We start from the raw sequence: 12057 nt of genomic DNA, 5'->3' as shown, positions 1-12057 counted from the left end.
GCTGCGGGCTTGCCAACTTGTCCCAACAGTCCTATACGCCTGCGGTGGCTTTGCGCCATACGAATCAAAACCAAGAAATGCCGTGTCTGACCCATCACGCTTCGCGGGTCATTTCCGGCTTAGGAGAAGCGAAATGAAACTGAACGAATTGCGCGACAATCCTGGCGCCACACCGAAACGCACCCGCGTTGGCCGTGGTCCGGGTTCCGGCAAAGGTAAAATGGGTGGCCGTGGTATCAAAGGCCAGAAATCCCGTTCGGGTGTGGCCATCAATGGTTATGAAGGCGGTCAGATGCCTTTGTACCAGCGTCTGCCCAAGCGTGGCTTCAACAAGCCGAACCGCAAGGCATTCGCCGTTATCAACCTGGGCCTGATCCAGAAATTCGTCGACGCCGGCAAACTGGACGCCAAAGCTGCGATTACCGAGGATGCACTGGTTGCCTCCGGTCTGGTTCGTCGCAAGCTGGACGGTATCCGTGTTCTGGCCAAAGGCGAAATTAGCGCCAAATTGAACCTGGAAGTCACCGGTGCTTCGAAGGCTGCTGTTGAGGCAGTTGAGAAAGCGGGCGGCTCACTTACGGTCACAAAAGCTGCTGCGGCAGAGTAAGCGCTTGTGAGCGGGCCAAGACCCGCTTACATAGACCTCAGAGTTTTCCAAGACGCCGCCCGAGCCGGAAAACGGTTCCGGGCGGTGTTTTCATAAGAGAGACCGATTTATGGTATCAGCAGCAGAACAAATGGCAGCCAACACGAGCTGGTCTGCCCTTGGTAAAGCCACCGATCTGCGCAACCGCATCCTGTTCACGCTTGCATTGCTGATCGTCTATCGTTTGGGCACCTTTATTCCGGTGCCGGGGATTGACGGACAAGCACTGCGCGAGTTCATGGAGCAAGCGGGGCAGGGCATCGGCGGCATGGTTTCGATGTTCACCGGCGGGGCGCTGGGGCGGATGGGTATCTTTGCCCTCGGCATCATGCCTTACATTTCAGCCTCGATCATCGTGCAACTGCTGACATCCATGGTTCCCGCGCTCGAACAGCTCAAGAAAGAGGGCGAGCAGGGGCGCAAGAAAATCAACCAGTACACCCGTTTCGGCACCGTAGCCCTGGCCACTGTTCAGGCCTATGGTCTGGCGGTTTCGCTGGAATCGGGCGATCTGGCCACCGATCCTGGGCTTTTCTTCCGAATGTCGACCATGATCACTCTGGTTGGCGGTACGATGTTCCTGATGTGGCTGGGTGAACAGATCACCGCGCGTGGCATCGGCAACGGTATCTCTCTGATCATCTTCGTCGGCATCATCGCCGAGGTTCCGGCCGCTCTGGCGCAGTTCTTTGCGTCCGGTCGCTCGGGTGCAATCAGCCCCGCCGTGATCATCGGTGTGATCGTCATGGTTATCGTGGTCATCACCTTCGTGGTGTTCATGGAACGCGCGCTGCGTAAGATCCACATTCAATACCCGCGCCGTCAGGCCGGTATGAAGGTATACGAGGGCGGCTCCAGCCACCTGCCAGTCAAGGTGAACCCTGCGGGCGTTATCCCGGCGATTTTTGCCAGCTCTTTGCTGTTGCTGCCGGTAACGATCTCGACCTTCTCGTCGGGTGCCACGAACGGTCCGGTCATGTCGTGGCTGCTGGCCAACTTTGGCCCCGGACAGCCGCTGTATCTGCTGTTCTTCGCGTCGATGATCGTGTTCTTCGCCTATTTCTACACCTTCAACGTCTCGTTCAAACCGGATGATGTTGCGGACAACCTAAAAAAACAGAACGGTTTTGTGCCCGGCATTCGCCCCGGTAAGAAAACCGCCGAGTATCTTGAATACGTGGTCAACCGCGTGCTGGTTCTGGGCTCGGCCTATTTGGCGCTGGTATGTTTGCTGCCTGAAATTCTGCGGAACCAATTCGCTATCCCGTTCTACTTCGGCGGCACCTCGGTTCTGATTATCGTCTCTGTGACCATGGACACGATCCAGCAGGTGCAGAGCCATTTGCTGGCGCATCAATACGAAGGGCTTATCGAAAAGTCCCAGCTGCGCGGTAAAAGCAAGAAACGCGGCAGGAAGGGACCCGCTCGTCGATGAACATCATTTTGTTGGGCCCGCCGGGTGCGGGCAAAGGAACGCAAGCGCGTCATCTGGTTGAAACGCGTGGTATGGTGCAACTGAGCACCGGTGACATGCTACGAGAAGCCAAGGACAGCGGGACCGAAATGGGCAACCGCGTCGCCGAGGTGATGGCCAAGGGTGAGCTGGTAACCGACGAGATCGTCATCGGCCTGATCCGTGAAAAACTGGAACAAGGTGCCAAGGGCGGTTTCATTTTTGACGGTTTTCCACGCACGCTGGCACAGGCTGACGCGTTGGGAGATCTGCTGAAAAGTACCGGCGAAACGTTGGATGCGGTCATCGCGATGGAAGTCAACGACGACGCGCTGGTCGAACGGATCACTGCACGCTCGACCTGTGGTGGCTGCGGCGAGGTTTACAATGACATCACCAAGCCGATCCCGGCGGACGGAAAATGCTCCAACTGTGGCAAGGAAAACGACTTCAAACGCCGCGCAGATGATAATGAGGAAAGCCTCAAGACCCGTCTGATGGAGTACTACAAAAAGACCTCAATGTTGATTGGCTATTACTATGCCAAGGGCAACCTGTCCTGGGTTGACGGCCTGGGTGAAATTGACGCTGTTCAAAACGAGATTTCGCAGGTTTTGGATGGTGGCGTCGACGTCGGCAACGGCTGATCCATTTCTGCCCTTGACCTGAGCGGGAAAAGCCCATATCGACCCCCATCCCTAATGGGAATCACGACCGCATGCGGGATTCGTTCCGGATGCCCCGACCACCTCGAATAATACTGGATCCTCTGGCGTCACTGCCAAGATCGAGTGTTGTGAAAAAAGGTTCCGGAGCTACGGAACCGCAACAAAAAAGGAAAGTGACACGTGGCACGTATTGCCGGCGTAAACATCCCGACTGCAAAGCGGGTACCTATCGCCCTCACATATATCACCGGTATCGGAAACACCTCGGCCAAAGCGATCTGCGAAGCCGTAGGCATCGACGCGACCCGTCGCGTCAATGAACTGTCTGACGCCGAAGTTCTGGCCATCCGCGAACATATCGACGCAAACTTCACCGTTGAAGGTGACCTGCGCCGCGAAGTTCAGATGAACGTCAAGCGCCTGATGGACCTGGGCTGCTACCGCGGTCTGCGTCACCGTCGTAACCTGCCCGTTCGCGGTCAGCGTACCCACACCAATGCTCGTACCCGCAAAGGCCCCGCAAAGGCCATTGCTGGTAAGAAGAAATAAGGAGGGTCTGACTGATGGCACGCGAAAAGACTCGTACCAAGAAAAAAGAGCGCAAGAATATCGCATCGGGCGTCGCCCACGTGAATTCGACCTTCAACAACACCAAGATCCTGATCTCGGACGTGCAAGGCAACGCTATTGCATGGTCGTCGGCAGGAACCATGGGTTTCAAAGGTTCGCGTAAATCGACACCTTACGCCGCTCAGATGGCTGCAGAAGATGCAGGCAAGAAGGCGCAGGATCACGGCGTCAAGACGCTGGAAGTCGAAGTTCAGGGCCCCGGCTCTGGTCGTGAATCGGCTCTGCGCGCGCTGGCTGCTGTGGGCTTCAACATCACGTCGATCCGTGACGTGACACCGATTGCTCACAACGGTTGCCGCCCGCCGAAGCGCCGCCGGGTCTAAGCGATTTTGAATTGAGCTGGGGCTGTGTTTTCGCACGACCCCAGCACGTCATTTTGAACCTCGGGCGTCTGCACCTTGTTGGTCATGGGGCGCGGACAGGAATGGAGGGATTACATGATCCATAAGAATTGGGCTGAATTGATCAAGCCGACACAGCTGGATGGCAAGCCGGGCAACGACCCAGCGCGTCAGGCTACCTTGGTTGCTGAACCGCTAGAGCGTGGCTTTGGTCTGACCTTGGGCAACGCGCTGCGCCGCGTTCTGATGAGCTCGCTGCAAGGTGCGGCCATCACCAGCGTCCAGATCGACAACGTATTGCACGAGTTCTCGAGCGTCGCTGGCGTTCGCGAAGACGTCACTGACATCATCCTGAACCTCAAGCAGGTTGCCCTGCGCATGGAAGTCGAAGGCCCCAAGCGCCTGTCGATCAACGCCAAAGGTCCCGCAGTTGTCACCGCCGGTGACATCAGCGAAAGCGCTGGTATCGAGGTTCTGAACCGCGATCACGTCATCTGTCACCTGGACGATGGCGCCGACCTGTTCATGGAACTGACCGTCAACACCGGTAAGGGCTATGTTTCGGCTGAGAAGAACAAGCCGGAAGACGCGCCTATCGGTCTGATCCCGATCGACGCGATCTATTCGCCGGTCAAAAAGGTTGCCTATGACGTTCAACCGACCCGTGAAGGTCAGGTTCTGGACTATGACAAGCTGACCCTGAAGATCGAAACTGATGGTTCGATCACACCGGAAGACGCACTGGCTTTTGCCGCACGCATCCTGCAAGACCAGCTGTCGATCTTCGTCAACTTCGACGAGCCCGAAGCGGCTGGTCGCCAGGACGAAGACGATGGTCTGGAGTTCAACCCGCTGCTGCTGAAAAAAGTAGACGAGCTGGAACTGTCGGTCCGTTCGGCAAACTGCCTGAAGAACGACAACATCGTTTATATCGGCGACCTGATCCAGAAAACCGAAGCCGAGATGCTGCGCACCCCGAACTTCGGCCGCAAGTCGCTGAACGAGATCAAGGAAGTGCTGTCCGGCATGGGTCTGCACCTCGGCATGGATGTCGAGGACTGGCCGCCCGACAACATCGAAGATCTGGCAAAGAAATTCGAAGACGCGTTCTAAACGCGTATTCCCAAATGCCCGGGTTTCCGGGGACAAAATGGGCAGATCCGCCCCAAGGAGAGCCGGTGACACGCATCGCCGGCCAGACAAAGCAAAACGCTGAAGAAGGAACTAGAAAATGCGTCACGCACGTGGTTACCGCCGCCTGAACCGTACTCATGAGCACCGTAAGGCTCTGTTTGCAAACATGGCTGGCTCGCTCATCGAACATGAGCAGATCAAAACAACTCTGCCCAAGGCAAAAGAACTGCGCCCGATCATCGAAAAGCTGGTCACTCTGGGCAAGCGCGGCGACCTGCACGCCCGCCGTCAGGCCGCATCGCAGCTGAAAGAAGACAAAGACGTCGCAAAGCTGTTCGAAATCCTGGGCCCCCGCTACGCCGAGCGTCAGGGCGGTTATGTCCGTATCCTGAAAGCTGGCTTCCGCTATGGCGACATGGCACCGATGGCGATCATCGAATTCGTTGACCGTGATCTGGACGCCAAAGGCGCGGCTGACAAAGCCCGCGTTGCCGCCGAAGAGGCCGCAGACGAAGAATAAGAAAGCCCGGCTTTCTGAATTCAAACCCCCGCGTTTCGGACGCGGGGGTTTTTTCTTTTTGGTCCCTTGGTGTCGCGGTTAGGGCATTTTCGGCGATATCCGTTGATGACTCCCCGAAACTCACGGATCATGCTGCACGATGAGCGTGGAGGACGGATGATGGCAATCCCAACTAAATTACCGAACGAACTCACGGGTCCGTCTGTGTGGACCGGTCGGGACATGTGTGCGCGTCGGAGTGAATGGATCATTGATCTGACGGCGGACGACATCAAGGATCTTGAGCAAGCTGCCCGTCACTACCTGAGCCACGAAAGAGATATCGGTGAGATCACAAAACCCGCTTTTCCCCTAAAAAGATTTGACCGGCATCTGGCAAGCCTGCGAGAGAAGCTGATCAATGGGATCGGTTTCGAAGTGATCCGTGGCCTTCCGGTGCAGAATTATACGCAACAGGTCGCGGCCACGATTTTCTGCGGCGTGGGTGCTCATCTTGGCTCGGCCCGGTCGCAAAACGCGCAAGGACACATTCTGGGGCATGTGCGCGACATCGGTGCAGATGCGAACGATCCGAATACCCGGATCTATCAAACGCATGAGCGCCAGACATTTCACACCGACAGCGCCGATATCGTCGGCCTGCTGTGCCTGCGCGAGGCTAAGGAGGGCGGAGACTCGCTGCTGGTCAGTGCCGAGACGATCTATAATAGGATGCGGTCAGAATGCCCGGAATTGCTGGAACTGTTGTTTGACCCAATAGCGACCGACCGGCGCGGGGAAGTACCAGACGGGATGGAACCTTTTATGTCGATCCCGCCGTTCTCCTGGCACGATGGTAAGCTGACGGTGTTCTACCAAAGGCAGTATATCGACAGTGCGCAACGATTTCCTGAAGCGATGCGGCTGACACCGGATCACATTGAGGCGCTGGACCGGTTTGATGCGCTGGCGAATGATCCCGACCTCTGTCTTTCTATGCGGCTGCAACCGGGCGACATGCAGTTCGTGTACAACCATTCGCAACTGCACGACCGGACCGGGTTCGTGGACTGGCCTGACCCGGCAGAGCGCCGCCATTTGCTGAGGCTTTGGCTGTCGCCTGAAGGAGATCGCGAATTGCCCGAAGTTTTCGGGCAACGTTACGGCACGATTGAAGTGGGCCAGCGCGGCGGGATCATCACGGAAGGTACGCGGCTGCACACTCCGTTGGATTGACGCCTCCAACGCGCTGAACGGATGCTTGCATTACAGCCCGTGTAGACGCATATCCGATAGGCGCTTAACCGACGGATGGATCATGCGGAAAGTTCTCTGTTCTCTGATGCTGGCGACACTTGCAGTGTCAGCAAATGCTGAAACAAAGGTGCCAACATCGCAGGCCGAAATCAGTCTTGGTTTCGCCCCGGTGGTGAAACAGGCCTCACCCGCAGTCGTCAATATCTATGCCAAGATCGTAAGACAGGGCGGGGCCAATCCGTTTTTCTCGGACCCGTTTTTTGAAGAGTTCTTTGGCAGGGGATTTGCCGAACCGCGCCCACGAGTACAGAATTCACTGGGCTCTGGCGTCATTCTGTCAGAAGACGGTTATGTGGTGTCGAACTATCACGTTGTTGGCACGGCTACCGAAATCCGCGTGGTAACAACCGACCGGCGCGAATTTTCAGCGCAAGTTGTGCTGGGTGACAAGGAAAGCGATATTGCCATCCTCCGGTTGGAAGACGCCTCGGACTTGCCGCATCTGAACTTCCGCGATTCCGACCAGATCGAGGTAGGGGAACTGGCGCTTGCGATCGGTAACCCGTTTGGTGTGGGACAAACCGTGTCTTCCGGGATCATCTCCGGATTGGCGCGGACCGGGACGGCCACCGGCAACGCGCGTGGGTACTTTATTCAAACCGATGCCGCGATCAATCCGGGCAATTCCGGCGGGGCGCTGATCGATGTGAATGGCGATCTGATCGGGATTAACACTTCGATCCTGACGCGATCCGGCGGCTCCAACGGCATCGGGTTTGCGATCCCGGCCAATCTGGTGGCCGAATTTCTGCGCCAGGCCAAGGCTGGGAATGACAGTTTTGTCAGCCCTTGGGCCGGGGTGGCTGGTCAACACATGAGTGCGGATATCGCCGAATCCCTGGGGTTGGTATTCCCTATGGGTGTTGTGATCTCGGACTTGCACGCCCTGAGTCCGCTGGGTGAGGCAGGGCTGCGCGTGGGGGATGTGGTGACCCATGTGGATGGCGATGAGGTGAATTCCCCAGCCGAGATGAAGTTCCGCATGTCCGTCGCTGGCGTCGGTGGTACTTCGGTGCTGACCCGGTTGCGAGGTCAGGACAGTGCGGATGTCGAGGTTGCCTTGATCAAGGCCCCGGAAACTCCACCGGCTGATGAAACCGTTCTGAACGATGACACCGTGATGCCGGGCCTGAAGGTGTCGCGCATCAACCCTGCGATCATTACCCAGATGGGGCTTTTGCTGTCGCAAACTGGCGTGGTGATTGTGGATGCAGACCGGTACGGTGGACGATCCGGATTGCGCGCGGGTGACGTGGTCATAAGCATCAACGGAACGGAAGTCCAAGATCCTAAGGGCGTGGTGGATGCGATGACCGATCCGGGGCGCAGATTGAATTTGGATGTTCTGCGGGGCGGACGGGCCGTATCTCTGCGGTTCCGGCTGTAACCGCATGAGCGACCTGTTCGATACCGGGGCGAGCGCGCCTGCACCATCCCCGCACCGCCCGTTGGCGGACCGGCTGCGCCCGCAGTCGTTGGCCGAGGTCATCGGACAGCAGCAGGTACTGGGCCCGGATGCTCCGCTGGGGGTCATGCTGGCCTCGGGCAGTCTGTCCAGTTTGGTTTTTTGGGGCCCGCCGGGCGTTGGGAAAACCACCATTGCACGCTTGCTGGCACAGGAAACTGACCTGCATTTTGTTCAGATCAGCGCGATATTCACTGGCGTTCCAGACCTGAAGAAAGTGTTCGAAGCGGCCAAGATCCGTCGGCAGAACGGGCAGGGCACGCTGCTGTTCGTCGACGAAATCCACCGCTTCAACAAAGCGCAGCAGGACGGGTTCCTGCCGCATATGGAGGATGGGACTATCCTGCTGGTCGGGGCCACGACCGAGAACCCGTCCTTTGAACTGAACGCCGCTGTGCTTAGCCGAGCACAGGTTCTTGTCCTTGAACGGCTCAGCCTTGCGGATCTGGAACGTCTGACCCAGCGCGCAGAGAAAGAACTCGACCGCGCCCTGCCACTGACACAAGCGGCCCGAGAGGGTTTGCAAGAGATGGCGGATGGCGACGGTCGCGCGCTGTTGAATCTGATCGAACAGGTTGCGGCTTGGGCAGTGGATGCACCTCTGGGCCTCGACGCGCTGTCCACACGGCTGATGCGTCGTGCGGCCAAATACGACAAATCCGGGGACGAGCATTACAATTTGATCTCGGCCCTTCATAAATCAGTACGCGGATCTGACCCAGATGCGGCGCTTTACTGGTTTGCGCGGATGCTGACGGGTGGGGAGGATCCTCGCTATCTGGCGCGGCGGATCACGCGGATGGCGGTCGAAGACATTGGTCTTGCCGATCCGCAGGCGCAGACGATCTGCCTGCACGCGTGGGAAACTTACGAACGCTTGGGTAGCCCCGAGGGTGAATTAGCTATAGCGCAGGCGCTGGTTTATCTGGCTTTGGCCCCAAAATCGAACGGTGCCTATGTCGGGTACAAGGCGGCGATGCGATTGGCCAAGCAGTCAGGCAGCGAACCCCCGCCAAAACACATCCTGAACGCGCCGACATCGTTGATGAAAGATCAGGGCTATGGAACGGGATATGCCTATGACCATGACGCCGAAGACGGCTTTTCCGGACAAAACTACTTCCCCGACGGCATGAAGCGGCCGGAATTGTATAAACCCGTAGAACGCGGGTTCGAGCGTGAATTGAAGAAACGTCTGGGTTACTTCGCCAAGCTGCGGGCTCAGAGGACCGAGTAGAACACCGTTGCGTGATTCGTTGAAGAACGAATGCGCAAAGGAGCAAGAGGTGATCCGACGCCGAGACATCGCAGGCGCCTGGGTTTCCCGGGCATTTGATCGGCTTGACTCTTGGCCTTTTGCACGGCACAGACGCGCATGTTTTCTAGGGCACTTACACACTTGTTTGGCGGGCGGATAATCCGCGCGACGCAGAGGATATCGGCATGAGCGGCGTACAGATGATCACCGTGGCAGAGGGTGACGGCGACCAGCGGCTGGATCGGTGGCTGCGCCGCCTGTTCCCGCATGTCAGCCAGGGCCGCATCGAAAAGATGTGCCGCAAGGGCGAGGTGCGCGTAGAAGGCGGGCGGGTCAAAGCCTCGACCCGGCTTGAGGTCGGGCAGGTCGTGCGCGTGCCACCCTTGCCGGATGCTGATCACAAGCCTGTTGCAGTCAAACGAGGCATCTCGGATGCCGACGCCAAGATGATCCAGTCCTGCGTGATCTATCGCGACGATCATGTTCTAGCCCTGAACAAGCCACAAGGTCTTCCAGTGCAGGGCGGCAGCGGCCAGACCCGCCACGTGGACGGTCTGTCCGAGGCGTTGCGCTTTGGCTATGACGAAAATCCGCGCCTCGTGCACCGCTTGGACAAGGACACATCGGGTGTATTGCTGATGGCCCGCACCCGCGAGGCCGCCAAGGGGCTGACAGCTGCCTTCCGGCATCGCGATACACGCAAGATCTATTGGGCGCTGGTTGCTGGCGTGCCGACCCCGTATCTGGGCGAGATCAAGACTGGGTTGGTCAAGGCATCCGGTCACGGTAAACAGGGTGAGGGCGAGAAGATGATCGCCGTACATCTGAATGAAATCAACGACACGCCGGGCGCGAAACGGGCGCATACGCTGTATGCAACGTTGTATCGCGTGGCCGGGCGCGCCTCGTGGGTCGCGATGGAGCCGATCACCGGACGTACGCACCAGCTGAGGGTGCACATGGCGGTGATCGGTCACCCAATCGTTGGCGATGGCAAATACGGTGGCTCGGGGCAAGAAAACCTGGGTGATGGCTGGGGCGCGCAACTGGGCGGGGTCATCAGCAAGAAGCTGCACCTGCACGCGCGGCAGGCCTCATTCCAGCATCCGGTCACGCGCAAGACCATTACCGTTAAGGCGCCCTTGCCTGAGCATATGAAACACAGCTGGGACACGTTCGGCTGGACCGAAGATCTGGCCGCGGAAGATCCGTTCGAGGAACTGCAATGAGCGCACCCTTGCGTTTGGTGCTTTTTGATGTGGACGGAACCCTTGTCGACAGCCAGGGCAGCATTGTCGCGGCGATGACCGCCAGTTTTGGGGCCCTGTCCCTGACGGTCCCTGACCGCAAGGCGATTTTGTCCATCGTCGGTCTGTCCTTGCCCAACGCCATGGCCCGGCTTGCGCCCGAGCAGAGCGAAACGGTTCAACACAACCTTGTTGAGGGCTACAAACAAGCCTATCACGCAAATCGTTTGGAGCAGGGGGCCGCAAGCTCACCGCTCTATCCCGGTGCGCGGGACGCAATCGAAACCCTGCATGACATCCCCGAGGTGCTGCTAGGTGTGGCCACCGGAAAATCCCAACGCGGTCTGGATGCCTTGATCGAAGCACATGACCTGGAGCGCTATTTCGTGACCCGGCAGGTTGCGGACCATCACCCCTCGAAACCGCATCCGTCGATGATCGACACGGCCCGTTCTGAAACCGGCGTTGATGCGGCAGATACGGTGATGATTGGCGATACCCGTTTCGACATGGATATGGCGCGGGCTGCCGGAGTAGCAGGCATCGGCGTATCCTGGGGATATCATGACCGATCAGCCCTGAACGGCGCGGCCTGTATAATTGAAAATTTTGACCAGTTGCCCCGTGCGCTGGATAATATCTGGACCTGAAGACATGAGTGACTGGAAGCCCAAGCGATTTTGGACCGCAAGCACGGTTGTCCCAGCGGAAAACGGATACACCGTCGAATTGGACGGTCGCCGGGTCAAGACCCCGGCCAAGGCCGCATTGATCCTGCCGACGCAGGCAATGGCCGACGCGGTTGCTGCAGAATGGGATGCGCAGGAAAAAGAGGTTGATCCGACCCTGATGCCGTTTACCCGGTCTGCAAATGCGGCCATCGACAAAGTGCGTCATCAGCACGCCGAGGTTGCGGACATGCTGGCCGATTACGGCGATTCGGATTTGTTGTGTTACCGGGCGACACACCCGCAAACGTTGCAGCAGCGACAGGCAGATCAGTGGGACCCGGCCCTGGATTGGGCAGCTGAAACCCTAGCCGCGCGATTGGTTCCTGTGGTTGGTGTGCTGCATCAGCCACAGTCTGCAGAAGCGCTCAGCACACTTCGAGGCCGCGTACACGAATTCAACGACTTCCAGCTCGCCGCCTTTCACGATCTGGTCAGCCTGTCCGGCTCACTGGTACTGGGATTTGCCGCCGCCATGGACTGGCGCGCGGCGGACGAAATCTGGGACATCTCAAGGCTCGACGAGGCCTGGCAAACCGAACAATGGGGCCACGATGACGAGGCGCACGCGGTTGCCGAGATCAAAAAAGCTGCGTTTCTACACGCTAAACGGTTCATTGAAATCTCTATCTGAGCCTATTGGGCATTAATTTTTGACACAGATCCGGTCA

At 58.1% G+C, this 12057-nt stretch carries 13 protein-coding genes; all 13 read left to right on the top strand.

Going from position 1 to position 12057, the window contains the following annotated elements:
* Window positions 1–133: 133 nt before the first annotated feature.
* The 13 genes from rplO (at window position 134) to DK510_RS14880 (ending at window position 12020) form a co-directional block, all read left to right on the top strand.
* On the top strand, window positions 134–607 hold the full coding sequence (rplO, locus tag DK510_RS14940) for a 50S ribosomal protein L15 (protein ID WP_058272380.1): 474 nt from the start codon (window positions 134–136) through the stop codon (window positions 605–607).
* Between the two features lie 109 nt (window positions 608–716).
* Entirely contained in the window at window positions 717–2081 is a 1365-nt protein-coding gene (secY, locus tag DK510_RS14935; protein WP_058276180.1) for a preprotein translocase subunit SecY, read from the top strand.
* Entirely contained in the window at window positions 2078–2746 is a 669-nt protein-coding gene (locus tag DK510_RS14930; protein WP_058272382.1) for an adenylate kinase, read from the top strand. The genes secY and DK510_RS14930 overlap by 4 nt, the downstream gene beginning before the upstream one ends.
* A gap of 201 nt (window positions 2747–2947) precedes the next feature.
* Window positions 2948–3316 carry a 30S ribosomal protein S13 gene (gene rpsM, locus DK510_RS14925; RefSeq protein ID WP_058272383.1) on the top strand — a complete coding sequence of 123 codons (369 nt, stop codon included), beginning with the start codon at window positions 2948–2950 and terminating at the stop codon, window positions 3314–3316.
* A gap of 14 nt (window positions 3317–3330) precedes the next feature.
* Complete coding sequence (gene rpsK / locus DK510_RS14920; protein WP_037311698.1) at window positions 3331–3720, top strand: 30S ribosomal protein S11; 390 nt, start codon at window positions 3331–3333, stop codon at window positions 3718–3720.
* A 114-nt stretch (window positions 3721–3834) separates the two neighbouring features.
* Window positions 3835–4851, top strand: a complete 1017-nt coding sequence (locus DK510_RS14915) for a DNA-directed RNA polymerase subunit alpha (protein ID WP_058272456.1) — start codon at window positions 3835–3837, stop codon at window positions 4849–4851.
* Window positions 4852–4969: 118 nt separating this feature from the next.
* Window positions 4970–5392 carry a 50S ribosomal protein L17 gene (rplQ, locus tag DK510_RS14910; RefSeq protein WP_058272384.1) on the top strand — a complete coding sequence of 141 codons (423 nt, stop codon included), beginning with the start codon at window positions 4970–4972 and terminating at the stop codon, window positions 5390–5392.
* Between the two features lie 159 nt (window positions 5393–5551).
* Window positions 5552–6607: a TauD/TfdA family dioxygenase gene (locus tag DK510_RS14905; RefSeq protein WP_109312790.1), complete on the top strand. Its 1056-nt coding sequence runs from the start codon at window positions 5552–5554 to the stop codon at window positions 6605–6607.
* A gap of 79 nt (window positions 6608–6686) precedes the next feature.
* Complete coding sequence (locus tag DK510_RS14900; protein ID WP_370246366.1) at window positions 6687–8075, top strand: trypsin-like peptidase domain-containing protein; 1389 nt, start codon at window positions 6687–6689, stop codon at window positions 8073–8075.
* Window positions 8076–8079: 4 nt separating this feature from the next.
* Entirely contained in the window at window positions 8080–9390 is a 1311-nt protein-coding gene (locus DK510_RS14895; RefSeq protein WP_109312768.1) for a replication-associated recombination protein A, read from the top strand.
* A gap of 206 nt (window positions 9391–9596) precedes the next feature.
* On the top strand, window positions 9597–10640 hold the full coding sequence (locus DK510_RS14890) for an RluA family pseudouridine synthase (RefSeq protein WP_109312767.1): 1044 nt from the start codon (window positions 9597–9599) through the stop codon (window positions 10638–10640).
* Entirely contained in the window at window positions 10637–11308 is a 672-nt protein-coding gene (locus tag DK510_RS14885; protein ID WP_109312766.1) for an HAD-IA family hydrolase, read from the top strand. The genes DK510_RS14890 and DK510_RS14885 overlap by 4 nt, the downstream gene beginning before the upstream one ends.
* 4 nt (window positions 11309–11312) lie before the next feature.
* Window positions 11313–12020 (top strand): ATP12 family chaperone protein, encoded by a 708-nt coding sequence (locus tag DK510_RS14880; RefSeq protein ID WP_109312765.1) that lies wholly within the window; start codon window positions 11313–11315, stop codon window positions 12018–12020.
* The last annotated feature ends 37 nt before the right edge of the window (window positions 12021–12057 follow it).

It is taken from the genome of Ruegeria sp. AU67, from assembly GCF_900312795.1.
In the GTDB taxonomy this organism is placed as follows: domain Bacteria; phylum Pseudomonadota; class Alphaproteobacteria; order Rhodobacterales; family Rhodobacteraceae; genus Ruegeria; species Ruegeria atlantica.
Note: the sequence above shows the minus strand (reverse complement) of the source record. Positions and strands in the feature narration are given on the sequence as shown.

What these genes read in the sequence shown, in the direction of transcription:
- DK510_RS14930 (WP_058272382.1), top strand. Translation starts at nt 2,078, where the DNA reads ATGAACATCATTTTGTTGGGCCCGCCGGGTGCGGGCAAAGGAACGCAA.
- DK510_RS14905 (WP_109312790.1), top strand. Translation starts at nt 5,552, where the DNA reads ATGGCAATCCCAACTAAATTACCGAACGAACTCACGGGTCCGTCTGTG.
- DK510_RS14885 (WP_109312766.1), top strand. Translation starts at nt 10,637, where the DNA reads ATGAGCGCACCCTTGCGTTTGGTGCTTTTTGATGTGGACGGAACCCTT.
- secY (WP_058276180.1), top strand. Translation starts at nt 717, where the DNA reads ATGGTATCAGCAGCAGAACAAATGGCAGCCAACACGAGCTGGTCTGCC.
- rplQ (WP_058272384.1), top strand. Translation starts at nt 4,970, where the DNA reads ATGCGTCACGCACGTGGTTACCGCCGCCTGAACCGTACTCATGAGCAC.
- DK510_RS14890 (WP_109312767.1), top strand. Translation starts at nt 9,597, where the DNA reads ATGAGCGGCGTACAGATGATCACCGTGGCAGAGGGTGACGGCGACCAG.
- rplO (WP_058272380.1), top strand. Translation starts at nt 134, where the DNA reads ATGAAACTGAACGAATTGCGCGACAATCCTGGCGCCACACCGAAACGC.
- DK510_RS14880 (WP_109312765.1), top strand. Translation starts at nt 11,313, where the DNA reads ATGAGTGACTGGAAGCCCAAGCGATTTTGGACCGCAAGCACGGTTGTC.
- DK510_RS14895 (WP_109312768.1), top strand. Translation starts at nt 8,080, where the DNA reads ATGAGCGACCTGTTCGATACCGGGGCGAGCGCGCCTGCACCATCCCCG.
- rpsK (WP_037311698.1), top strand. Translation starts at nt 3,331, where the DNA reads ATGGCACGCGAAAAGACTCGTACCAAGAAAAAAGAGCGCAAGAATATC.
- DK510_RS14915 (WP_058272456.1), top strand. Translation starts at nt 3,835, where the DNA reads ATGATCCATAAGAATTGGGCTGAATTGATCAAGCCGACACAGCTGGAT.